Source organism: Streptococcus sp. k-378, assembly GCF_013277505.1.
In the GTDB taxonomy this organism is placed as follows: Bacteria; Bacillota; Bacilli; order Lactobacillales; family Streptococcaceae; genus Streptococcus; species Streptococcus pseudopneumoniae.
On the sequence record NZ_VMNC01000011.1, the window covers coordinates 1 to 24,485 of the forward strand.

At 38.0% G+C, this 24,485-nt stretch carries 25 protein-coding genes and 1 pseudogene; 5 read left to right on the forward strand and 21 right to left on the reverse strand.

The genetic code is table 11. The features are described 5' to 3' along the window. Positions 1 to 53: 53 nt before the first annotated feature. The 8 genes from cbpD to HT719_RS01430 form a co-directional block, all read right to left on the reverse strand. Positions 54 to 1,172 carry a choline binding-anchored murein hydrolase CbpD gene (gene cbpD, locus HT719_RS01395; RefSeq protein ID WP_000698583.1) on the reverse strand — a complete coding sequence of 373 codons (1,119 nt, stop codon included), beginning with the start codon at positions 1,170 to 1,172 and terminating at the stop codon, positions 54 to 56. Between the two features lie 88 nt (positions 1,173 to 1,260). Continuing rightward, positions 1,261 to 1,527, reverse strand: coding sequence for a Veg family protein (locus HT719_RS01400; protein WP_001278160.1), 267 nt, complete (start codon positions 1,525 to 1,527; stop codon positions 1,261 to 1,263). A gap of 1 nt (position 1,528) precedes the next feature. Beyond that, positions 1,529 to 2,881, reverse strand: a complete 1,353-nt coding sequence (dnaB, locus tag HT719_RS01405; protein ID WP_000852490.1) for a replicative DNA helicase — start codon at positions 2,879 to 2,881, stop codon at positions 1,529 to 1,531. 43 nt (positions 2,882 to 2,924) lie between these two features. Further along, on the reverse strand, positions 2,925 to 3,377 hold the full coding sequence (rplI, locus tag HT719_RS01410; protein WP_172927986.1) for a 50S ribosomal protein L9: 453 nt from the start codon (positions 3,375 to 3,377) through the stop codon (positions 2,925 to 2,927). Next, positions 3,374 to 5,347, reverse strand: coding sequence for a DHH family phosphoesterase (locus HT719_RS01415; RefSeq protein WP_172927987.1), 1,974 nt, complete (start codon positions 5,345 to 5,347; stop codon positions 3,374 to 3,376). The genes rplI and HT719_RS01415 overlap by 4 nt, the downstream gene beginning before the upstream one ends. Positions 5,348 to 5,482: 135 nt before the next feature. Further along, entirely contained in the window at positions 5,483 to 6,031 is a 549-nt protein-coding gene (raiA, locus tag HT719_RS01420; protein WP_000599099.1) for a ribosome-associated translation inhibitor RaiA, read from the reverse strand. Positions 6,032 to 6,110: 79 nt separating this feature from the next. Beyond that, the gene (locus HT719_RS01425; RefSeq protein WP_050971466.1) at positions 6,111 to 6,773 is read right to left on the reverse strand and encodes a ComF family protein; all 663 of its coding nucleotides are present in this window, start codon (positions 6,771 to 6,773) and stop codon (positions 6,111 to 6,113) included. Continuing rightward, entirely contained in the window at positions 6,770 to 8,068 is a 1,299-nt protein-coding gene (locus HT719_RS01430) for a DEAD/DEAH box helicase (protein ID WP_023940644.1), read from the reverse strand. The genes HT719_RS01425 and HT719_RS01430 overlap by 4 nt, the downstream gene beginning before the upstream one ends. Positions 8,069 to 8,123: 55 nt before the next feature. Here HT719_RS01430 and HT719_RS01435 point away from each other — a divergent pair, with 55 nt between their 5' ends. The 3 genes and pseudogenes from HT719_RS01435 to cysK all read left to right on the forward strand — a co-directional run bounded on the left by HT719_RS01435 (position 8,124) and on the right by cysK (position 9,970). After that, the gene (locus HT719_RS01435) at positions 8,124 to 8,759 is read left to right on the forward strand and encodes a YigZ family protein (RefSeq protein WP_055387779.1); all 636 of its coding nucleotides are present in this window, start codon (positions 8,124 to 8,126) and stop codon (positions 8,757 to 8,759) included. 104 nt (positions 8,760 to 8,863) lie between these two features. After that, positions 8,864 to 8,947, forward strand: a pseudogene (locus HT719_RS11415) (PH domain-containing protein); the annotation flags it as partial. A gap of 96 nt (positions 8,948 to 9,043) precedes the next feature. Then, entirely contained in the window at positions 9,044 to 9,970 is a 927-nt protein-coding gene (gene cysK, locus HT719_RS01440) for a cysteine synthase A (protein ID WP_023940641.1), read from the forward strand. Positions 9,971 to 10,091: 121 nt separating this feature from the next. Here cysK and tsf read toward each other — a convergent pair whose 3' ends face one another. The 12 genes from tsf to HT719_RS01500 form a co-directional block, all read right to left on the reverse strand. After that, positions 10,092 to 11,132, reverse strand: a complete 1,041-nt coding sequence (gene tsf, locus HT719_RS01445; RefSeq protein ID WP_023936278.1) for a translation elongation factor Ts — start codon at positions 11,130 to 11,132, stop codon at positions 10,092 to 10,094. Between the two features lie 78 nt (positions 11,133 to 11,210). Then, positions 11,211 to 11,990, reverse strand: a complete 780-nt coding sequence (gene rpsB / locus HT719_RS01450; protein WP_000268466.1) for a 30S ribosomal protein S2 — start codon at positions 11,988 to 11,990, stop codon at positions 11,211 to 11,213. Positions 11,991 to 12,213: 223 nt separating this feature from the next. Further along, positions 12,214 to 13,392, reverse strand: coding sequence for a CHAP domain-containing protein (locus HT719_RS01455; RefSeq protein WP_172927989.1), 1,179 nt, complete (start codon positions 13,390 to 13,392; stop codon positions 12,214 to 12,216). A 93-nt stretch (positions 13,393 to 13,485) separates the two neighbouring features. Next, on the reverse strand, positions 13,486 to 13,980 hold the full coding sequence (gene mreD / locus HT719_RS01460; RefSeq protein ID WP_172927991.1) for a rod shape-determining protein MreD: 495 nt from the start codon (positions 13,978 to 13,980) through the stop codon (positions 13,486 to 13,488). Then, a complete protein-coding gene (mreC, locus tag HT719_RS01465; RefSeq protein WP_050971462.1) occupies positions 13,980 to 14,798 on the reverse strand; it encodes a rod shape-determining protein MreC in 819 nt (272 codons plus the stop codon). Before mreC ends, mreD begins: the two co-directional genes overlap by 1 nt. A gap of 59 nt (positions 14,799 to 14,857) precedes the next feature. Further along, the gene (locus HT719_RS01470) at positions 14,858 to 15,652 is read right to left on the reverse strand and encodes an energy-coupling factor transporter transmembrane protein EcfT (RefSeq protein WP_061438552.1); all 795 of its coding nucleotides are present in this window, start codon (positions 15,650 to 15,652) and stop codon (positions 14,858 to 14,860) included. Further along, a complete protein-coding gene (locus HT719_RS01475) occupies positions 15,645 to 16,484 on the reverse strand; it encodes an energy-coupling factor transporter ATPase (protein WP_172927993.1) in 840 nt (279 codons plus the stop codon). Before HT719_RS01475 ends, HT719_RS01470 begins: the two co-directional genes overlap by 8 nt. Then, the gene (locus HT719_RS01480) at positions 16,469 to 17,296 is read right to left on the reverse strand and encodes an energy-coupling factor ABC transporter ATP-binding protein (RefSeq protein WP_000835726.1); all 828 of its coding nucleotides are present in this window, start codon (positions 17,294 to 17,296) and stop codon (positions 16,469 to 16,471) included. The genes HT719_RS01475 and HT719_RS01480 overlap by 16 nt, the downstream gene beginning before the upstream one ends. Beyond that, the gene (pgsA, locus tag HT719_RS01485) at positions 17,293 to 17,838 is read right to left on the reverse strand and encodes a CDP-diacylglycerol--glycerol-3-phosphate 3-phosphatidyltransferase (RefSeq protein WP_000712127.1); all 546 of its coding nucleotides are present in this window, start codon (positions 17,836 to 17,838) and stop codon (positions 17,293 to 17,295) included. The genes HT719_RS01480 and pgsA overlap by 4 nt, the downstream gene beginning before the upstream one ends. Positions 17,839 to 17,848: 10 nt before the next feature. Then, on the reverse strand, positions 17,849 to 18,691 hold the full coding sequence (gene rodZ / locus HT719_RS01490; protein WP_172927995.1) for a cytoskeleton protein RodZ: 843 nt from the start codon (positions 18,689 to 18,691) through the stop codon (positions 17,849 to 17,851). A gap of 41 nt (positions 18,692 to 18,732) precedes the next feature. Further along, positions 18,733 to 20,016, reverse strand: coding sequence for a pitrilysin family protein (locus HT719_RS01495; RefSeq protein ID WP_172927997.1), 1,284 nt, complete (start codon positions 20,014 to 20,016; stop codon positions 18,733 to 18,735). After that, a complete protein-coding gene (locus tag HT719_RS01500) occupies positions 20,013 to 21,263 on the reverse strand; it encodes a pitrilysin family protein (protein WP_172927999.1) in 1,251 nt (416 codons plus the stop codon). The genes HT719_RS01495 and HT719_RS01500 overlap by 4 nt, the downstream gene beginning before the upstream one ends. Before the next feature lie 158 nt (positions 21,264 to 21,421). Here HT719_RS01500 and yaaA point away from each other — a divergent pair, with 158 nt between their 5' ends. Both yaaA and recF read left to right on the forward strand, forming a co-directional pair. Next, entirely contained in the window at positions 21,422 to 21,790 is a 369-nt protein-coding gene (gene yaaA, locus HT719_RS01505) for a S4 domain-containing protein YaaA (RefSeq protein WP_000455903.1), read from the forward strand. A gap of 2 nt (positions 21,791 to 21,792) precedes the next feature. After that, positions 21,793 to 22,890 carry a DNA replication/repair protein RecF gene (gene recF / locus HT719_RS01510; RefSeq protein ID WP_016397296.1) on the forward strand — a complete coding sequence of 366 codons (1,098 nt, stop codon included), beginning with the start codon at positions 21,793 to 21,795 and terminating at the stop codon, positions 22,888 to 22,890. Positions 22,891 to 22,940: 50 nt separating this feature from the next. Here recF and guaB read toward each other — a convergent pair whose 3' ends face one another. Continuing rightward, positions 22,941 to 24,419 (reverse strand): IMP dehydrogenase, encoded by a 1,479-nt coding sequence (gene guaB, locus HT719_RS01515; RefSeq protein ID WP_000073402.1) that lies wholly within the window; start codon positions 24,417 to 24,419, stop codon positions 22,941 to 22,943. Positions 24,420 to 24,485: the final 66 nt, after the last annotated feature.

Below are 24,485 nucleotides of genomic sequence, written 5' to 3' on the forward strand. Positions count from 1 at the left end.
CGACATGCCCGTCGTACCAGAAAAGAGCAGGAAAAATTTCCTACTCCAATTTTCTACACTCGTTCTCCATCACTGTTTACTCTGTAGCCATCCACCGTCGTATTAACAGCTAGGGCACCTGAAGAGTAAGAATAATACCACTTACCAGAAACTTGATACCAGCCTGTTTTCATTGCCCCTGAACTATCCAGATAATACCACGAGCCATTTTCCTTTAACCATCCTGTCTGCATTTCACCAGATAATTTCAAATAATACCAGCTAGAACCGTCTTTCAGCCAGCCTGTTGATTTAGAACCATTTGATTTGAAATGATACCAACTACCATTTATTTTCTTCCAACCGACAGTTGGACTACTATTGGATCTATAGCTAGAGCTATTTCCTGATTGATTCTGATAATTTTGTGAAGAAGTCACTCCCTCTAGCTGTATATAGCGACGACTTCCGTTATAAGCCGTATAACTCAACCACTTGTAGCCATCTTTTTCGAGAATTTGATCATAATGAACCTTCTCCCCAGGATAATAGTAATCAATCACAGTTGCGCTAGCTAGAGGTTGATTTTTGATAGCTGACTTAGTCTTAAAATAATGTGTGCCCCCTGTTGAAGCTAAGGATTGACTAGTCCCAACACTGCCACCAGCCAAATCTTTAAAATGAATAAATCCTGTCATCGTATTTGCTTTTATACTTCGTTTATTATAGGCTTCTGTATAACCATAGTTATATTCCTCGATCTCAATCTGATCTCCCATTACATTTGACACCCAGGCAACATGCCCATAAGTTCCTGCAGTAGACCAAGCAATGGAGCCAATCGTCGGTGTATTATCTACACGATAGCCTTCACGACGAGCACGATGCCCCCATTCATTCGCATTTCCATAAGCCCTTGGAATCTCAAAACCATTGACATTACTCAAACGAAAGGCTGCGAAAGAAGTACACTGACGAGAATACATGCGCCACTGATCAATCTCCTGGCTCCCATTTTTATAATAAGCAGGATAATCATCTCCACGCGCAATCGATCCATTCCCTCCAGAGTAGGCATAGACACTATCACCCGCTGCTAGCATCAATCCTACTACTAAAAAAGAAACAAGCTTTTTAACTGACATCTTCAAGTAATAACTTGTCCCTCTTGCTATAAACGGTAAAATTTTCATTCTTCCTCCTTGAAAAATAATATAAATCGAAGATTGCCTTCACTTAAACTATTCGGAGAAAAAAGAAAAAGTGAGAAAATTTCTCACTTTAGTCCAGATAATGAATCAAATTCTTTTCTGTAAGGATATCTGAGTAGGTAAAGGATTCAACGTAAACATTAGCTTGTTTATCTCCTTCAACGTTCCCAAATTCCACAATAAATAGGGATGGATAAACTTCAATTAACTTACCCAATCTATTTTTTTGGCGCTTGCGCCCATTTTCCAAAGTCATTTCAATTACATGACCCTCATGCGCCTTGATTTCCTCTTTGATTTTTTTCATCTTGGCTACATCTGTAAATGCATCTGACATCTTATGCCTCCCTCTTTGAGATACTTGAAAATTTATTGTATTCTTTTTGGAAAATCAATTCCACAGTTCCACGAGCTCCACTACGGTTTTTCTCGATAATAACTTCCACCTTATTATTTGGTATGCCTTCCTCTTCTTCACCACCACGCTCATAGTAATCGTCGCGATAAAGAAAGGCTACGATATCAGCGTCCTGCTCGATAGACCCAGATTCACGAATATCAGACAAGACTGGTCTTTTATCCTGACGTTGTTCTACACCACGAGACAACTGACTCAGAGCGATTACTGGAACCTTCAGTTCCTTGGCTAGGATTTTCAACTGACGTGAAATTTCTGAAACTTCTTGTTGGCGGTTTTCTCGCCCAGTTCCCGTGATAAGCTGCAAGTAATCTATCAAAATCAAACCTAGATTGCCCGTTTCTTGAGCCAGTTTACGAGAACGAGAACGAATCTCTGTAATTCGAATCCCTGGCGTATCATCGATATAGATACTGGCGTTAGCTAAATTCCCTTGAGCAATGGTATATTTTTGCCACTCCTCATCGGTCAATTGACCTGTACGGATAGAATGCGACTCAACCAACCCTTCTGCCGCTAACATACGATCGACTAGACTTTCCGCACCCATTTCGAGCGAAAAGATAGCAACCGTTTTGTCCAACTTAGTTCCAATGTTCTGAGCGATATTCAAGGCAAAGGCTGTCTTACCAACCGCTGGACGGGCTGCTAGAATAATCAACTCCTCCTCGTGTAGACCAGTCGTCATATGATCCAAATCACGATAACCTGTCGCAATACCTGTAATATCGGTCGTTTGTTGCGAGCGAGCTTCCAGATTTCCAAAGTTGACATTCAACACATCTCGAATGTTCTTAAACCCGCTTCGATTAGCATTTTCACTGACATCAATCAGGCCTTTTTCTGCCTGAGCAATGATTTCATCAGCTGGTTGCGACGCTTCGTAAGCTTGGTTGACAGACTCTGTCAACTTAGCGATTAATCGCCGTAACATAGCCTTTTCTGCAACGATTTTAGCATAATACTCCGCATTAGCAGAAGTTGGCACAGAATTGACAATCTCAACTAGGTAAGACAGGCCACCAATATTCTGTAAATCCCCTTGATTATCAAGAATGGTGCGAACCGTTGTTGCATCTATGGCATCACCACGATCGGATAAATCGACCATGGCTTGGAAAATCAAACGATGGGCATACTTAAAAAAGTCCCGAGACTCAATGTATTCTCGCACAAAAACAAGTTTACTCTCATCAATAAAGATAGCCCCCAAAACAGATTGCTCAGCTAAGATATCTTGAGGTTGTACTCGTAACTCTTCTACTTCTGCCATCAGACTTCCCTTCCTTTTACAATCTTGTCAAGAAGGTGTAAACTTATCCTTCTTTCACACGAAGATTGATTACACTTGTGATATCTTGATAGATTTTCACTGGCACATCAATCAAACCAACCGCTCGAATCGGAGCTTGTACTTGAATATGACGTTTATCAATCTTAATTCCAAATTGCTTTTGCAATTCTTCTGCAATCTTCTTATTGGTAATAGAACCAAAGGTACGACCATCTGGACCAACTTTTTCAACAAATTCTACAACCGTTTCTTCTGCTTCAAGTTGGGCTTTAATTGCTTTTGCTTCTGCAATCATCTCAGCGTGAGCTTTCTCTTCAGATTTTTGTTTACCACGAAGTTCACCTATAGCTTGAGCAGTCGCTTCTTTTGCTAGGTTCTTTTTGATAAGAAAGTTTTGCGCATACCCTGTTGGTACTTCCTTAATTTCGCCTTTTTTACCTTTTCCTTTAACATCTGCTAAAAAAATTACTTTCATTCTTCTTTCTCCTTTTCCTTTATTTCATTTAATACAATTTCTGTCAGTTTTTCACCTGCTTCTGACAAGGTTAAATCTTTAATTTGAGCTGCTGCCAAATTAAAGTGACCTCCACCGCCTAACTCTTCCATAATCCGTTGCACATTCAGTTTACTACGACTCCGAGCTGAGATGGATATAAAGCCTTGTGTATTTTTCGCAAGAACAAAACTCGCTTCAATACCTGACATAGCTAACATGGCATCTGCTGCCTTACTAATAACAACTGTATCATAGCATTTCGTGTCCTTAGCCTCTGCTATTAGTACATCTGAACCTAATTTACGCCCCTGTAAAATCAGTTCATTGACCTCACGATATTCTTCAAAATCTGTCGCAGCGATTTCTTGGATAGCAATACTATCACTTCCGCGCGTTCTGAGATAGCTAGCAACATCAAATGTCCGACTAGTCACTCGTGAGGTGAAATTTTTAGTATCCAGCATCATACCAGCCATCAAGACACTTGCTTGCATACGACTCAAACGATTTTTCTTAGAATTTTGGAACTGAATCAACTCCGTTACCAACTCACTGGCACTGCTTGCACCACTTTCGATATAAGTGATAACTGCATTGTCTGGGAAATCCTGATCCCTTCTATGGTGGTCAATAACAATGGTTTGGGTAAATAAATCATAAAAATCTTTTGATAATGTTAAGGCTGTCTTTGAATGGTCTACAAGAATCAACAAAGAACGATTGGTCACCATCCCCATTGCATCCTTAACAGACAACAACTTCGTAACTCCTTCTTTTTCTAAGAATGAAACAGCTCGTTCAATATCTGGAGACATTTGTTCTTCGTCATAAAGAGCATAGCTATTTTCAATCACATTGCTGGCGAACAACTGCATACCTACAGCAGAGCCCAAAGCATCCATATCTAAATTTCTATGCCCAACTACAAACACTTGATCCACACTACGAATCTTATCAGATATGGCTGTCATCATTGATCGAGTACGGGTACGAGTGCGCTTGATGGACGCAGCCGACCCACCGCCAAAGTAGACTGGATTTTTCGTTTCATCATTCTCCTTGACAACCACCTGGTCGCCACCACGTACTTCAGCCAAGTTCAAGTTGAGCAAAGCAACTTTCCCTATTTCATCATGATTTCCATCGCCATAAGAAAATCCCATACTTAAGGTCAAGGGCAACTGCCTCTGTTTCGACTCTGCTCTGAAAGCATCAATAACAGAAAATTTATCATTCATCAAGCCCTCAAGCACCGTATAGTCAGTAAATAGATAAAATCGATCCATACTTACCCGACGAGAAAACATCATGTATTTTTCTGAAAACTCTGATATAAAATTAGCTACAAAACTATTGATTTGACTAATATCTGACTCAGAAGTTGCATCCTCCAAATCATCATAATTATCCACAGACACAACTCCAATCACTGGTCGACTCGTTACTAATTCATCTGTTATGGCTTGCTCCCTGGATACATCTACAAAATACAAAACACCGGAAGAAGAATCCATATGAACAGCATAACGCTTCTCACCCAGCTTAGCATAAGTAGACGGATTTCCTACTGAAGCCTTGATAATCGTTTGAACAGCTTCTAAATCAAAATCGCCATCTTCCTTGGTCAAAATCAATTCAGCATAGGGATTAAACCACTCAACCTCTCCAGAAGATAAATTCAATTTCATAACACCTACAGGCATCTGTTCCAATAGAGATGTCAAACTTTCTTCCGCTTGGTGGTTTACATACTGTATCTGTTCTACATCACTCCTTGTATAATGCACTCTCAGTTTCTTAAATAAAAAAACATAGCCTCCTACAAAAAGAAACAAAATGAAAACCGTCAACAGATTATTATTAACAAAAATAATGAAAGTGGATAAGACTCCAAACGCAATCAATCCTACTAGAATAGGAAAAATTGGACTTACATAAAATTTTTTCATTCAAAACCTCTTGGCACCCATTATACCATAATACCCCTCAAAAAGCGACTTTTTAAAAGTGTAATCAGTAATTCTATCAATTATAAGAAAAAGGTAGTTTACAATTCAGTAAACCTACCTTTACACATATTGAAATTAAGATTCTTTAACCTCTAACAAACCAATTTCGCCATCCTCACGACGATAAATCACATTGGTTGTCTGATCTTCAACATCCACATAGATAAAGAAATCATGCCCCAATAAATCCATTTGTAGAATTGCTTCTTCCAAATCCATTGGTTTTAAATCAATTTGTTTTGAACGAACAACTTTAGACTGGACAACATTTGAATCTTCCACCAAAGCATCTGTAAATAATTGACCAGTTGCTACCTTATTTTTATTTTTACGCTCGATTTTTGTTTTATTTTTACGAATCTGACGTTCAATTTTATCAGTTACAAGGTCAATTGAACCATACATATCTTGAGATACATCTTCTGCACGAAGAGTAATAGAGCCAAGCGGAATCGTTACTTCCACTTTAGCAGTTTTTTCACGATACACCTTCAAGTTAACTCGAGCATCCAACTCTTGTTCAGCTTGAAAATACTTTTCGATCTTTTCGAGTTTAGAAACTACATAATCACGAATTGCTTCTGTTACTTCTAGGTTTTCACCACGTATACTATATTTAATCATATGAGTACCTTCTTTCTAAACATTTTTGTTTTTATGATTTTATTATAACGCTTTCATTCTATTTTTGCAAATTTTTTCCTCATCTTACAAGGGAAAATGTTTTTACATCCTTAGCACCAGCTTCTTCCAACAGTTTCTTGACACGATTTATAGTTGCTCCTGTAGTATAGATATCATCTATAAGTAGGATTTTTTTAGGAATAGTGACTCCACTTTTTATAAAGAAAGGAAGTTCTGTCCCCAAGCGTTCTGAACGATTTTTAGAAGAACTGGCTCTCTCTTCTCTTTTCCCTAGTAAATCCAGATACGAAAAAACTGCTGCCTCTACCAAGCCCTCAACCTGATTAAATCCTCTGTTAACATATCTATCAGGACTTAGGGGAATGACTACAAATTGATACTCTTTGTACTTTTTTAACTCCTCACTTAAAACTGAAGCAAACACTTTTCTTAAAAGGAAGTCTCCATCAAACTTATACCGACTGAAAAAATCCTTCATAGCTTGATTGTAAGTAAAAATCGCTCTATGACTGACTTCAACTCCTTCTTTACACCAAAATTGACAACCTTGACACTTTGTTGACAATCCTATTTTCATACAGTTTGGACAGTGCTCTTCTCCAATCCTCTCAAAAGTAGAATCACAATCTAAACAAAGACAGGAGGCATCATTCTTCAGAAGTAAGAGACTACTAAAAGTTAAAACAGTCTTCATAGTCTGCTCACATAACAAGCACTTCATAGACCAGCCTCCTTATTCATCATCTGAATTTCCTTAATCGCCTTCTTAATTGAAGCATTTAACCCATCATGGAAGAAAAGCAAATCTCCTGTCGGTCTATCCATACTTCGTCCAACTCGTCCACCAATTTGAATCAAACTAGACTTGGTAAACAAACGATGATTGGCCTCTACTACGAAAACATCCACACAAGGGAATGTAACTCCACGCTCCAAGATTGTCGTACTGATAAGTATTGTCAGCTCCCCATCTCGAAAAGCTTGTACTTGCTCTAATCGATCCTCTGTTACAGAAGATACAAAGCCAATTTTCTCATTTGGAAATTGCTCCTGTAAGATTTCTTTTAACTGCTCCCCTTTCTTAATTTCTGAAGCAAAAATAAGTAACGGATAACCTGTCTTTCTCTGCTTATCAATATAGGACTTTAACTTTGGCGACAAACACTTCTTATCTAAGTAGCGATTAAAATCCGATAACCAAATTGGTTTTGGAATAATCAACGGATTTCCATGAAACCGTCTCGGTAAACTCAGTCTTTTTAGTTCTCCTAAACGGACCTTTTTATCTAACTCATTGGTCGAAGTCGCTGTTAAAAAGATTCTCAATCCATTCTCCTTTACACTATTCTTGACAGCGTGGTAAAGCGTGGGATTATCAACATAAGGAAAAGCATCTACTTCATCCACTATCAGCAAATCAAAAGCTTGATAAAACTTCAATAACTGATGGGTCGTCGCAACAACTAGTGGTGTTCGAAAATAAGGTTCCGATTCTCCATGTAGCAAAGCTATTCCGCAAGAAAAATCCTGTTGCAGGCGCTTATACAGCTCCAAACAAACATCTATGCGAGGACTAGCCAAACACACTGCACCACCTCCATTAATCACTTTAGCCACTACTTGATAAATCATTTCTGTCTTTCCAGCTCCTGTTACCGCATGAACTAAGGTTGGCTTTTGCTTGTCTACTGCTTGAAGTAGTCCCTCTGACACCTTCTCTTGAAAAGGAGTTAATTGGCCGCGCCATTTGAGAACATCTTGCTTCGGAAAATCCTCCTGCGGAAAATAGTATAAAGTTTGATCACTTCTGACTCGCTTCATCAGCAAGCACTCTCGACAATAGTAAGCACCGATGGGCAAATACCATTCTTCTAGAACAGTACTATTACAACGTTGACAGAAAAGTTTCCCCTTCTCCTTTCTCATTGCTGGAAGTTTCTCCGCCAACTGACGTTCTTCTTCTGTTAATTCATTCTCAGTAAATAAACGACCGAGATAATTTGGATTTACTTTCATACTTCTTTATTCGTAAAAACTAGCACTTTAGATGATTTTTTAGTACAATTAAATCATGGAATTTAGAACAATTAAAGAGGACGGTCAAGTCCAAGAAGAAATCAAAAAATCTCGCTTTATCTGCCATGCCAAGCGTGTTTATAGCGAAGAAGAGGCTCGTGACTTCATTACTGCCATCAAAAAAGAACACTACAAAGCGACACATAACTGCTCTGCCTTTATTATTGGAGAACGTAGTGAAATTAAACGTACAAGTGATGATGGTGAGCCTAGTGGTACTGCTGGTGTTCCCATGCTTGGGGTACTAGAAAATCACAATCTCACCAATGTCTGTGTGGTTGTGACACGCTACTTTGGTGGTATTAAACTAGGCGCTGGAGGACTAATTCGTGCTTACGCCGGCAGTGTCGCCTTAGCTGTCAAAGAAATTGGCATCATTGAAATAAAGGAACAGGCGGGCATTGCTATTCAAATGTCTTATGCTCAGTACCAAGAGTACAGTAACTTTCTTAAAGAACATAATCTCATGGAGCTGGATACAAACTTTACAGATCAAGTCGATACGATGATTTATGTTGATAAAGAAGAAAAAGAAACTATTAAAGATGCACTGGTAGAATTTTTTAATGGAAAAGTCACTTTAACTGATCAAGGTTTACGCGAAGTTGAGGTTCCTGTAAACCTAGTGTAAACAATAGATAATACAGTGTTTCACTGATATTTCCACCGCTACTTTAATTAGCAAAATAAAAAGATGCGTACCAAAATATACTAGAAAATGAAGCAATTCAAACGAAACCTGATATCGTTTTCCTTTACACCTATTTACTAGAATTAGCTGAACACAATCGCTTAAAAATTAATGGCTTAGACCTGTGATATAAAAAAATCCTATCACTTCGATAGGATTTCTATATTTTACAAATGGTATAGATAGCGTTATACTAGAAATATCTTATACAAAGAGGTATTCATATGTCTATTTATAACAACATTACTGAACTAGTCGGTCAAACACCGATTGTTAGACTCAACAACATTGTGCCAGAAGGTGCTGCAGATGTCTATGTAAAACTTGAAGCATTTAATCCTGGTTCATCTGTAAAAGACCGTATTGCCCTTAGCATGATTGAAAAAGCTGAACAAGATGGTATTCTGAAACCTGGTTCTACTATTGTTGAAGCAACAAGTGGAAACACTGGTATTGGACTTTCATGGGTAGGGGCTGCTAAAGGGTATAAAGTTGTCATCGTTATGCCTGAAACTATGAGTGTAGAACGCCGTAAGATTATCCAAGCCTATGGTGCTGAACTCGTCCTTACGCCTGGTAGCGAAGGAATGAAGGGTGCTATTGCTAAGGCTCAAGAAATCGCTGCTGAACGTGATGGCTTCCTTCCTCTTCAATTTGACAATCCAGCTAATCCAGAAGTACACGAAAGAACAACAGGAGCTGAAATACTAGCTGCTTTCGGTAAAGATGGACTAGATGCCTTTGTTGCTGGAGTGGGTACCGGTGGAACTATTTCTGGTGTTTCTCATGCACTCAAATCAGCAAATTCAAACATTCAAGTTTATGCAGTGGAAGCTGATGAATCTGCTATTCTATCTGGTGAAAAACCTGGTCCTCACAAAATTCAAGGTATCTCAGCTGGATTTATTCCTGATACACTTGATACTAAAGCCTATGATGGTATCGTTCGTGTAACATCAGATGATGCTCTTGCACTCGGACGTGAAATTGGTGGAAAAGAAGGCTTCCTTGTAGGGATTTCCTCAGCTGCAGCTATCTACGGAGCCATCGAGATTGCCAAAAAATTAGGTACAGGTAAAAAAGTCCTTGCTCTAGCACCAGATAACGGTGAACGTTATCTCTCTACAGCACTCTATGAATTTGAAGTTTAGTCTCCTAAATACAATTGGCCCTTATTATAGGGCTTTTTATTTTTACCTTGAAAATAGGAAGCTCTCCCTATAAGAATCGACTGCATAGAAAAAAGGAAGCAAATTTACTTCCTTTCTATAATTAGTTATTCAAGGCTGCTGCCATTGTAGCTGCAACTTCAGCTTCAAAGTCGTTTGCAGCTTTCTCAATACCTTCACCAACTTCAAAGCGAGCGAACTCAACTACTGAAGCGTTAACTGATTCAAGGTATGCTTCAACTGTCTTGCTGTCATCCATGATGTAAACTTGTGCAAGAAGTGTATAAGCTTGGTCAACTTTAGTGTTGTCAAGCATGAAGCGATCCATTTTACCTGGGATAATTTTGTCCCAGATTTTTTCTGGTTTGCCTTCTGCAGCCAACTCAGCTTTGATGTCAGCTTCAGCTTGAGCAATCACTTCATCAGTCAATTGTGCTTTTGATCCATACTTCAAGTGTGGAAGAGCTGGTTTGTTAACCATTGCACGACTTTCGTTATCTTGGTCGATAACGTGGTTCAATTGTGCCAACTCATCTTTAACAAATTGCTCATCCAATTCTTTGTATGAAAGAACTGTTGGTTTCATCGCTGCGATGTGCATTGAAATTTGTTTAGCAAGTGCTTCGTCTCCACCTTCGATTACAGAGATAACACCGATACGTCCACCGTTGTGTTGGTATGCTCCGAAGTGTTGTGCATCTGTTTTTTCAATCAAAGCAAAGCGACGGAATGAGATTTTTTCTCCGATAGTTGCTGTTGCAGATACGTATGCAGCTTCAAGAGTTTCACCTGAAGGCATTGTCAAAGCAAGAGCTTCTTCGTTGTTAGCTGGTTTTCCTTCAACGATTGCTTTAGCTGTTGCGTTTACCAACTCAACAAATTGAGCGTTTTTCGCAACGAAGTCAGTTTCAGCATTTACTTCAACAACTGCTGCAATGTTACCGTCAACATAAACACCAGTCAAACCTTCTGCAGCAACACGGTCAGCTTTCTTAGCTGCCTTAGCCATACCTTTTTCACGAAGCAATTCAATCGCTTTTTCGATGTCACCGTCTGTTTCTACAAGCGCTTTTTTAGCGTCCATAACACCGGCACCAGATTTTTCACGCAACTCTTTTACAAGTTTAGCTGTAATTTCTGCCATTTTGATTCTCCTATATTTTTTAAAAATAGGAGAGCCGGGCTAAGCCCCGCCCTCCTAGGTAATTACTATTTATATAAATTAAGCGTTGTCGCCTTCTACAACTTCAACGATTTCTTCAATTGAATCTGCTTGAGTTTCTGAAGCTGCAAATTCTGCTTCAACTGCTACTGCATCCTCACCTTGACGTCCTTCGATGATAGCGTCAGCCAATTTAGCTGTGATCAATTTAACAGCACGAATAGCGTCATCGTTAGCTGGGATGATTACATCAATATCATCTGGATCAGTATTTGTGTCAACCATCGCTACAACTGGGATTCCCAATTTTTTAGCTTCTTTAACAGCGATTTGCTCTTTATGTGGGTCAACTACGTACATCACATCTGGGATACGAGGCATATCTTCGATACCACCCAAGAATTTTTCAAGACGCGCACGTTGTTTGTTAAGAAGTGCAACTTCTTTCTTAGGAAGAACTTCGAAAGTTCCATCTTCTTCCATACGTTTGATTTCTTTCAAACGAGCGATACGTTTTTGGATTGTTCCCCAGTTTGTAAGAGTTCCACCCAACCAACGGTGGTTGATGAAGTATTGACCTGAACGTACTGCTTCTTCAGCAACTGCATCAGCTGCTTGTTTCTTAGTACCAACGAACAATACAACTGCATCGTTAGCTGCTGCATCACGCATGAAGTCGTATGCTTGGTCAGCATATTTTACAGTTTGTTGCAAGTCGATAACGTGGATTCCGTTACGTTCAGTAAAGATGTACTTAGCCATCTTAGGGTTCCAGCGACGAGTTTGGTGACCAAAGTGTACACCAGCCTCAAGAAGTTGTTTCATTGAAATTACTGCCATGAGTATTTCTCCTTTTTGTTTTTTTCCTCTTCTTGACTTCAACTCGCAAAACGACCCAAGGGCAACTGCTTCACAATTCATCAAGAATGAGTATTATCGTTCATACGACAATTTTTATTCTACCATACTTTTTCGATATTTTCAAGCTATTTTGATGGGATTTTTAATAGTTATTGTCTCTGGTAAAATCTGAAAAGAGGGCTCTATTCGAGTCCCTCTATAATTAGTCTGCATAAATATATGTTACAAAACCTTCAGAAGTCGTTGTTGGATTGAACCATCCACGGTGATTTCCAATTGTACGATTCCCAGCATAATTTGATTCTGATACTTGGATACGTGTTGTTGATTCAACAGCTGTAACAACCGCTACGTGACCATATCCACCATCGTTCCAACATGCAATTGCTCCAACTTGAGGTGTTGAACCTGTACGGAAACCTGCTGCTGCTGCACTTGTGGCCCACTGTGCTCCATTACCCCAATAGTCTCCAGCCCAAGGTGCTAATGTTTTAACTCCCCATGTACATTCACCAATTGGATAAGTTGAGGCATTTGTGTTATATGTTGGACGTACTTTAGCCTGAACAGGTGCTACTGCAGATTCAGATACTGCTTGTACCTGTGCTGTTAGGTTTGTATTACCTGAAGCAAGTACTGACTGTTGTTGGCTAGCTTGTTTTTCTTTATAAGCTGCTTCTGCTGCCGCAGCTGCACGAGCCTCTGCCTCAGCTGCTGCTTTTTGCTCTAATAGACTTGCTTTTTCCCCTTCAGCTGTCGCTTTCTCAGCAGCAAGACTCAATTCAGCAGCCTTTAGTTCTGCCTGTTTCGTAGTCAATGCTTGAGCATCATCAGCTAATTTTTGTTGATTAGCAATTACAGTATTGATAGCATCATTATTTGCTACTTGTTTTTCAGAAATAGCTTTTTTATCTGCCTTTTGTTGTTCTAACATTTTGTTGTTCGCAGATACGATTTCACTCATTGCAGTAACACGTGAAATAGCTTCTGTAATTGATTTTGAGTTTACAATGGTATTGATATAGCTAGTTGCAGCTCCATTTGTTTGAGCACTACGAGCTTGTTTTTCCAAAGATTGGTTACGAGAAACAATGTTTTTGGAAAGTTCTGTAATCTCACCCTCGAGTTTCTTAGATTCTGCTTGTAATCTATCATTTTCAGATTGCAAGTTAGATTGCTCTGCTTGAATCGCAGATACTTGCTCCTGAATTTGATCAACTTGTTTTTGTGCTTCTTCTTGTTGTGCTGTTAAATTACTAATTTTATTATCTTGAGCAGCAATTTTGTCATCAGTCGTTTCTGCATAGGTAGTCGTCAATACTGCTGCCTGGGAAACCATTACTGTACTTAATAAAAGCGAGGCTAAGATTTTTTTCTTCATGGCTAATAAATACTCCTTCTGTTTAAGACAATACTAGTATACCAAAAAAAATTCCAATAAACATTACGCCTTTGTTACATTTATATGTCGTTCTTATAGATAATATTTTTCAAAAATAAATTGAAAAACAGTAATCCATAAAAAATTTAAAATCATCGTCGGTACCAAGCTATAGACTATAAAAATCGACATGCTATCTACTGTCAACCCTACCATAAAAGCCAAAAGATAACTACCCATTTCAAACAGGAATGTCAGCACAATCATAGCTAGCATTCTTGTCCAACGATTCAACAAAATAACACTATTCAATTTATGAAGAAAGGCTCCCAATAAGATAAATAAGAGAGTTGCAATCCCTATTAGATGGAAAAAGTAAACATCATAAACCAAGCCTATAACAAAACAATAGACTAGATAGAGATACTCTGATACTTCTATCGTCCCAAATAAGAGAAATAGAAACAGAAAATGACTAGCCAAATGTACATGGGGGAAAAATGAGCCTAGAAGCTGGCTAATATGGGCGTCAATTAGAACAAAGAAAGGGAGCAATAAAAATACTCCAACCTGCTTCAACTGTCTCATTATGAATTCCCCACTAATTCTATCACATCCACATTATGAGTATCTGCACTCAATTTAACAGTTACTTCTCGTGTCAAATAGTCTGTACTATGCGTTGTGGCAACCACTTCACCAACAGGAATATCCGCAACATTAAAGTTTCCTAATCCACCCGTTGTCACCTTATCGCCTGAACTAATATCGCTATTACTATTTAATTGGCTAATTTTAAGAACTTCATTTTCCTTGTCGTAGCCAACAATAATGCCATAAATTGTGGTAGTGCCGTGTTGAATTTTAACAGAAATCTTATCAGCATTTTCCGTATTTGTCAGAAGGTTGACCATAGTGGAGTTGTCCTCCACTTTTGAAACACTCCCAATCAAGCCACCATTTGCAATAGCTAACATGTTCTCAGAAGCCCCTTTTGATCTACCTGCATCCAAGGTCAACTCCTGCTTCCAAGATACCGGAGAACGCATAATAACATCTGCTGCCAAAGTCTTTGTGGCTTGCAATTTAGACTTCATATCAAGCAATTGACGCAGTTGTTCATTTTCCGTCTTTAAACTTTCCGCCTCATTTGATTTGACTTCTAACTGGTAAAGCTGTTTCTTCAAACTTTCATTTTCATTATATGCTCGTGTCAAATGAGCCAAATCTGATTTGACAGAATCAAACCACCGAAAAGGTTTTTGCACAACCCTATCAACCAATGAGATTCCATCTCCTAATTTTGTCACAATTGTACTTGAATAAGTCGTCGCTAAGAGAGCTGAGACAAGCAGAACAGTGACAAAAACAATAATGACATATTTTGATTTTTTAAAACGGTTCATATCCCTACCTTTATATCAAAAACTGTTACAGTAACTTTTAATCAATTCTTTAAATGCTACTAAGATTTTAAGAAAAATAAGCAACAACCAAGTACGAGAATAACAAGAATAGTCAGCGTATCCTTTCGAGTCCATTCCAATTGTCGGTATTGACTTCTGCCTTTTCCACCCTGATAACCACGCGCTTCCATAGCGATAGCTAAAGAATCTGCACGTTTTAAACTTGTTGCAAAAAGAGGAATCAAAATGGGAATCATCGCCTTCACCTTTTGAACGATGCTTCCTTCTCCAAAATCAACTCCACGAGCTTTCTGTGCATTCATAATCCGCGTCGTATCATCCATCAAGGTTGGGACAAAACGTAGACTCATGGACAGCATCAATCCAATTTCATGAACTGGAACTTTCACACGCTTTAAAGGCGCTAACAAAGCTTCAACAGCTGATGCCAAACTTAAGGGCATGGTCGTTAAGGTTAACAAAGTTGAAAAGAAAATAATCAATACGAAGCGACAAAAAATAATCCCAGCTTGTTGCAAAGCATAATCCGTGATTCTCACAAACGAAAACTCAAATAAAACATTCCCATTAGAAATGAAAAATAGTTGAAAAATAGTTGTGAAGGCAATCAAGAAAAACATAGACTTCAAGCCCTGAATAAAAAATGAAAGAGATACTCCTGACAAGGCAATAAAGATCCCTGTCGCTATAAAAAGAATTAAATTTGTCAAGGGGTTATTAGCCCAAAAAACGATTAAAATCAGTAACATCATAGCAAGCAATTTGCTACGTGGATCCAATCGGTGAACAATCGAATCCCCTGGGATATAACGCCCCAAAATCATACTATCCATTTAGCGACTCCTTGAACTCCTCTATCTTAATCGGTAATCGTTTAAATGACACGCCTCTATCAGCCAATCGTTTACAAAAGGCCGTAATTTTAGGTACTCCCAACTGCACTTCTTCCATAAAGACAACATCTTGAAAGACATCACTTGGCTTACCACCCTTAACTAGACGTCCCTTTTCCATCACATAGACTTGATTCGCATGTTCAGCAACATCATCCATCAAATGTGTTACCAAGACGATGGTCATCCCTGACTGGTGGAGTTTTCTGAACAGGGTCATCAACTCTTTTCTCCCTAGAGGATCTAGACCAGCTGTTGGCTCATCTAAGACTAATATAGCTGGTTCCATGGCAAGTATGCCTGCAATGGCGACACGTCTCATTTGTCCACCAGACAACTCAAACGGACTACGATTAAAAAGTGATTCATCAATTCCAACCAAAGCCAGTTTCTCACGCGCAATCTGCTCCGCATCTTCCTCAGAAACTCCAAAATTTTGCGGTCCAAAAGCAACGTCTTTCAAAACCGTTTCTTCAAAAATCTGATTTTCAGCAAACTGAAATACCAAGCCAACCTGTTTTCTAATTTGACGAATATCTTTATTTTTAGAAGTCGAGGTGATTAAGGTATCAAAAACCCTCACACTCCCTTGACTTGGCACCAATAAACCATTTAAGAGTTGTAAAATAGTTGATTTACCACTACCTGTGTGCCCAATTAAAACCGTATAAGAACCATCTTCAATCGTCAAAGAAACATCCGACAAAGCTGTTGAAGCTAAGGGAGTCCCTTCTTGATATGTAAAACTCACATTTTCTAGAGCAATTCCCATAATTTATCCTCTAGCTCACTTTCTGTCAAATAATTTTCAGGTAAATCATAGCCATTCTGGCTCAAAGAATATTTTACTTGATTGGCAAAAGGATCGTCTAATCCAATTTGATCTAAATCATTTCGAGAGAAAAGTTCTCTTGGGCTACTAGTTGATTCAATTTCCCCTTTTTTCATGACCAATACGCGGTCACTCATGGCAACTTCTTCCAAATCATGGGTAATAGAAATGACCGTCATATCATAGTCTTTCCGAATTCCCTGTACTGTCTCAATCAGTTCTCTACGCCCCTCAGGGTCCAACATACTCGTTGCTTCATCTAAGATTAAAATAGCTGGTCTTAGGGCTACAACACCTGCAATGGCCACACGTTGTTTTTGGCCACCTGATAGACGCGCCGGCTCTCTCTTTTTAAAGTCCAACATGCCAACCAAATCTAGAGCTTCCTCCACTCTCTTTTTCATTTCTTGACGAGAAAGACCCTGATTTTCCAAACCAAAGGCTACATCATCTTCAACAGTCGCTCCAACAAATTGATTGTCTGGATTTTGAAAAACCATACCGATTTGACGACGTATTTTCCAAACATTTTCCTCAGTCAACCGTTGACCATCTATTACAATCTCTCCAGATTCTGCTTCCAGTAAGCCATCAATTAATCGAACCGTCGTTGATTTACCACTACCATTATGCCCTACAATCGAAAGCCATTCTCCACGTTTCACGTGAAACGTAATATCCTTCACATCATAGTATTCTTGACTTTCCTTATAACGAAAAGAAAGATTTTTTACATCAATTATTGATTTCATTTCGAACCAAATGTCCCTTTAAATACATAGGCACTACCCTTGAAATAATCATAGCCAGAGTAGATAGTGAAAAACAAGGCCACATAAAGTAGAACTTGACCAAGCAAAGTCCAATGTAATAGCAAGAAAATAATGGCAAACATCTGACTAAAAGTTTTAATTTTTCCAGGCATTGCTGCTGCTAAAACTGTTCCACCAGTTTCAACCAATAAAAGCCTTAAACCTGTCACAGCCAACTCACGACAGATGATCACTGCAACAATCCAAGCTGGAGCCATACCTAACTCAATCAGCATAATAAAAGCCGACATAACTAGTAACTTATCCGCCATAGGATCTGCAAATTTACCAAAATTACTGACCACATTCCATTTACGAGCTAAATATCCATCTAAATAATCTGTAATACTAGCAATAGCAAAGATAATAGCTGCCACTATATGACTCTCTATCGAATTTCCTATCGTTAAAATAAAGATAAAAATAGGTATAAAGAGAATTCGACCTATTGTTAAGAGATTGGGAATTTGTTCTTTTTTCATTCGTTTTTCCTTAATTTTTAGTAAAGGTTACAGTGATTTGTCCAGTCTGCGCTGTTAACTTCGATAAATCAACAGTCTGATTATCTACTGTCAAAGCAACACCTTTTACAACACCTAAGGTAATGGTTACAGGACTTTTAGTTGCAACTGTTGCTTCTGCACTTTTATTATCCGGTGATAAGGTTACACCGCCCTCAAGTTCGCTTTCTGAAACGCTGACCCAACTTGTAACATCTGAAACTGCCAATTGAAATTTAACTGTTTCCTTACTTGTCTTATAAGCGATTTCTACATGATTTCCTTCGCCTGATACACTTATAGCTGATTCTATACTAGAAGAACTGCTAGATGAACTACTACTTGATGAGTGAGGAACAGAGCTAGTTGAACTTATTGAACTTGTTGATTGAACCACACTGTAATTAGAAAGAGAAGGCCCCTCTGGTTGAGTTTGAATATAGTTCCAAACATAATAGGTCACAAAAATTAAAATCGATAAAGCAAAAAGGATAAAATAAAATAAAGGTAAAAAGGATGTTTTTTTCTTCTTTTTCTTACTTGAACGTCTACGACCTGTCAACTCATCTTCATCAACATCTACTTCCTCATAAGTAATCATACTCCCAGAATCATAAGCATCCAAAACAATTTGATCATCTAACTCAACAGCCCATGCATATTTTTTCAAGAAAGAACGCGTGTAAAAAGGACTTGGAAGTTGATCGAAATCGTCTGCTTCCATTGCTTCCAACATATCTAACTGGATTTCTGTTTTTTTCTGCAATTCATCTAAACTCAATCCCTGATTGATTCTAGCTAATCGTAAAACCTCACCAATTGTTTTTTTCCTCATACTTGTCATCCCTTCTTTCTAGTGTCTATTATGATAGGTTACTACGATGAGAATATTGTAAAATCAACTATGTCACCATCATCTATTAAATGATGTCCAGCATCAAGTACATCCTCTAAAGTAATTCCCTGTAAAATTTTCGGCAAATCAAAAATTGTCTCACCATGTTCAAAAGCATCATATTGCGTTGCAATAAATTCAAGAGAGTTCATGCTACTGAAAAATTCTCCAAACATCTCTCTTTTGATAATATCTAAATGATCCTCTGTAATATCTAAATCCTTTGTAAAATTACGAATGGCCTTCCTAAATTGATGAGATAAAGCAACTGGCTCTTTCGTATCCATTGTCAACATAACAAAATGAAAGCGACTTGTTACTTCAATTTCCAGAGATAGAGAAGTATCTATTTTACCTGATTCATATAACTTTTGAAAACGATCCGAAGTCCAACCAAACATCATTGCAAACAATAATTTTAATAAAATATGATGTCGATAGCAATCGGCCTCAGCAACTTCTCGCTTACCTCTAACTCCAATCGCTAGTTTGGGAGAAGATACTTCCATTCTCATACTGTCTGTTTGCTTTACAGCCTGTAAAACAAATTTTTCTCTTACTACTTCCTGAACATCTAAGTCTTTCAGTTCTTTTCTTTCAAAGTAACCCTGAACTAGCTCTACATCAAAATCACCAACTAAAAACAGAGACATGTTTACAGGTTTGTAAAATCTTGTAAAATTTTCTTGCAAATTAGTTAGATTGATTTGGGAAATGGACTCCTCACTTCCAACTATATCCGTTGCTAAAGGTGTACCAGGATACAAATTCGCTAAAGTTGAAAAGAATAAACACGAATCTGGATCATCTTGATACATTTCTCGTTCTTGCTGGATAATATCCTGCTCTCTCAAAATGGAAGCTTCAGTAAAGTGTGCTGATGTTACCAATTCATCAAGTAAATCTAAATTTTCTAAAAAATGATCCGTTGCTGAAAAAAGATAACTTGTTTTTGTAAAGCTTGTAAAGGCATTACTATCTGCACCTAGACTCGTAAAAGCAGACATCAAATCACTAGAATCTTCTCTCTCAAATAATTTATGTTCAAGAAAATGAGCAATTCCCGCAGGATATTCTTTTACATCTCCGTCAACTTCTGTGACAAGCGTATCTACCGAACCAAATTGTACAGTTACACTCCCGTAAACCTCTTTAAATTCCTTTTTAGGCAAAAGAGCAACTGTCAATCCGTTGGCCAAACGAGTTCGATAAACCATTTCTTTTACAGCTGGATAGTATTTTTCTTCAAAAGCAACCTTTGTCATTCTATTCCTTCCATAAAGTAAATCGCTTGTAGTTTCACATTATTAGCTGCTCTACAAATATCATCTTTATCAACTTGCTCGAGTTTTGTAATCCAACTTTTAAAGTCTGCTGAAGATTTTCCAAGTAAGGTATTTTGATAAGCACGTTCAATCAATGAACCTTGATTATCTTGAGAAAGTAACAAAGACCGACGAATCATTTCCTTGGTCTGCTCTAACTCAAGCTCTGTAAAATAACCTTTTTTTAAATCAAGCAGTTGATTATTCATCATTTTACGAGCCTGATTCCGATTTTCTCGATCAATACCAGCATACATCCTCAAAAATCCACTAAATAAATCAAGCTGACTTGAAATAGTATAAGCAAATCCAGCATTTTCACGGACATTTGTAAAGAGCTTAGAGTGAGCAAATCCACCAAGTAAACCATTCATTACAATCATGGGTAAATGTTGCTCATCACCATATTTAGAACGGTAATGATAACCTAATTCCAAAATAGATTGTCCCACATTTTTCCGAACCATACCTTCCTGAAGGATATTAGAATAAGGTTGACAATACTGAACCTTCACATCTCCTTTTCGACCTTTAAAGCCAAATGATTCTAATACATTTTGAATTTCAACCTCATTAAAATCACCTAGGAAAAAGAAATCTATTCGATCATTGGCTAAAAATTCTTGGAAACAAGAATAAGAACTTTGTGGAGTTTCAGCTAAAATACGATTTCGTAAATCACTATATTCCAATTGAAGACGTTCATCATGAAAAAACAATTTATCCAATTCTTTATGTGCAAAATAAAAAGAATCATCCATATCAGCTGCTAAACTTGCTAGCAATTGTTTTTTCTCAATTTCAAATAAGGCCGGATCAAACCCATTATCAACTACTACGGGTGAAAAAAGAGTTTCTTTTACAAGTTCCAAAATCTGAGAAGTTAGCACGTTTTTCCTACTTAAAAACTCATCACGAACATAGGTAAATGTCAATTCTATAATGTGGCTTTGCCCTCTTCTGAAACAATTGGTTGACATATCTGTACCGTATAGACTGGCCAAGTGTCTCCTCAAATCTTGAGAAGTGGGGTACATCTGATTAGCAGTCTCTAGTATACTTGCACTCAACATGTGACCTGCAATCGTATCAAGGGATAATGGAGCGGTAAAACGCACGGTAATTTTGTTTGTTTTAAACTTTTTTGATTGGATAAAATGTGTTGAAATTCCATGCACTAACTCCATGATTTACCTCCTTATATACAGACTTCTATTATATCACGAAAACCTGAAATTTTCTTGTTCCCTGTAACACTTTTGAAATAAAAATCGCTTACATTTCTCACTGTCTCTCTCACTATTTTTAGGAAAATATGGTATAATACCAAAGATTGAGGTGAATTATGGAATACAAATTATTTGAAGAATTTATTACCCTCCAAGCACTACTCAAAGAACTTGGAATTACACATAGCGGAGGAGCTATTAAATCATTTCTCTCTGAACATTCTGTTTACTTTAATAGGGAATTAGAGAGTCGTCGTGGAAAAAAACTTCGTATTGGCGATAAAGTTGACATCCCTGACATGAACATTGACATCTTGTTGACACAACCTACTTCTGAAGAACAAGATGAATACCAAGCTGATAAAGTTGAAAAAGAACGGATCGCTAAACTTGTCAAAAAGATGAATAAGGGAGTTAAAAAAGACAAATCGAAACCTGCTTCATCACCTAAAAGCCAACAAGCTCCACGATTCCCTGGTAGATAATCATGTGGCTACAACATCTATCTCTCAAGACTTTTCGTAATTACAAAGAAACGAAAATAGACTTTAATCCTAAATTGAATGTCTTTTTGGGACGTAATGCACAAGGAAAAACAAACATGTTAGAGGCTATCTATTTTTTAGCCTTAACGCGTAGTCATCGAACTCGAACAGATAAAAATCTCATTCATTTTGATGAGGAACAACTTCATCTTTCAGGTCTCGTTCAGAAAAAAACTGGATCCATTCCCCTAGAAATCGAACTAACACAAAAAGGCCGTGTAACAAAAGTTAATCACTTAAAACAGGCACGCCTTTCAGATTATGTAGGACACATGAATGTTGTCTTATTTGCTCCTGAAGATTTACAACTAATTAAAGGAGCACCTTCGATTCGACGAAAATTCATTGATATGGAACTTGGGCAAATTAAGCCAATCTACTTATCTGACTTAACCAATTATAACCACATCCTAAAGCAAAGAAACACTTACCTAAAATCAGCTCAAAAAATAGATGAAACATTCCTTTCTGTGTTAGATGATCAGCTAGTTGATTATGGATATCGTGTAATGAATCACCGCTTAGATTTCATAAAAAAACTAGAATCATTTGGGCGTAAGAAACATTTTGAACTCTCTAATCAGATCGAAGAGTTGTCAATATCCTATCAATCTTCTGTCAATATAACTGACAAACAAAACTTATCCGAATCTTTCAAAATTGCTTTAGAAAAAAGTAGATCCAGAGATTTATTTAAAAAGAATACTGGTGTCGGTCCTCATCGAGATGACATTTCTTTTTATATAAATGGGATGGATGCTAGTTTCGGAAGCCAAGGTCAACATCGTAGTCTCGTCCTCTCTATAAAATTAGCAGAAATCGAATTAATGGAAAGCATTACCACAGAATCTCCGATATTACTGCTTGACGATGTGATGAGTGAACTTGACAACACTAGACAGTTAAAATTATTAGAAACGATTTCTCAATCAATCCAAACCTTTATCACAACAACAAGCTTAGACCATCTTCAAAATCTGCCAGAAAATCTAAGTATCTTCACTATTCAGAATGGTAAAGCTGCTGTAAATGGAAATTGACAACATTGTAAAAGAACTCCTGTTTTCACTGGAGTTCTTTTCATTGTTTTTTACATAGAATAATTTGGTGCCTCATTAGTAATTTGCACATCATGAGGATGGCTTTCTTTCAAACCAGCACCAGACATTTCAATAAATTGAGCATTATCGTGTAGTTCTTTAAGGTTAGCTGCACCACAGTAACCCATACCAGAGCGAATACCACCAATCATTTGGAAAACAATATCAGCTGCAGCACCTTTATAAGCAACACGACCTTCAATTCCTTCTGGAACGAGCTTGTTTGCTTCATTGACAGAACCTTGGAAATAACGGTCGCTTGAACCTTTCTTCATAGCAGCAATTGATCCCATACCACGGTAAGTCTTAAACTTACGTCCTTGGAAGATTTCAGTTTCGCCTGGAGCTTCATCAGTTCCAGCAAACATTGATCCAAGCATAACTGCATTTCCACCTGCAGCAAGGGCTTTTACAATATCTCCAGAATACTTGATTCCACCGTCAGCAATAATCGTTTTTCCATATTCACGCGCAACAGCTGCAGCATCGTAGATAGCTGTTACTTGCGGAACACCAACACCAGCAATCACACGAGTAGTACAGATAGAACCTGGTCCAATCCCAACCTTGACAACATCTACACCTGCTTCGTAAAGGGCACGTGCACCTTCAGCAGTTGCAATATTTCCAGCAATCAAAGTACGATCTGGGAAGTGAGCACGAATCTCAGCAATTTTACGCAAGACACCTGCAGAATGACCATGTGCAGTATCAATAACAATCGCATCCGCTCCTGCTTCAAAAAGAGCCTCTGCACGTTCAAATGTATCTGAAGTAACACCTACTGCACCTGCAACTAGTAGACGACCAAACTCATCTTTAGCAGCATTTGGAAACTCAATAACTTTTTCAATATCTTTGATAGTAATCAAACCAGAAAGACGACCTTCTTCATCTACCAACGGAAGCTTTTCAATACGGTGTTCTTGAAGAATGCTCTCAGCTATTGCAAGATCTGTACCCACAGGAGCAGTCACAAGATTTTCACTAGTCATATGGTTTGAAATTGGTTGGTTATAATCTGAAATAAAACGAAGATCTCGGTTTGTCAAAATACCAACCAATTTACGATTTTCAAGTGTTTCAACAACTGGAACACCACTGATGCGGTAACGTCCCATAAGCTCATCTGCTTCAGCAATTGTATGTTCAGGCGTCAAGAAGAACGGATCAATAATAACTCCATTTTCAGAACGTTTTACCTTACGAACCTCGTCTGCTTGTTGAGCAATTGACATGTTTTTATGGATAACTCCGAGACCGCCTGCACGAGCAATAGCAATGGCCATTTGACTCTCTGTAACTGTGTCCATGGCAGCGGTAATAATTGGGATATTTAAAGTCAGATTATCTGCCAATTTAGTTGTTAAATCTGCATCGTTAGGCAACACATGACTTTCAGCTGGAATAAGCAATACATCATCAAAGGTAAAACCTTTTTTCAAAAATTTAGTGTCCCAATTAGACATTCGAAGTTTCCTCTTTTCTTTCTTTTTGAGCTTGACTCTTTTTATATTGTATCTATCATACCATTC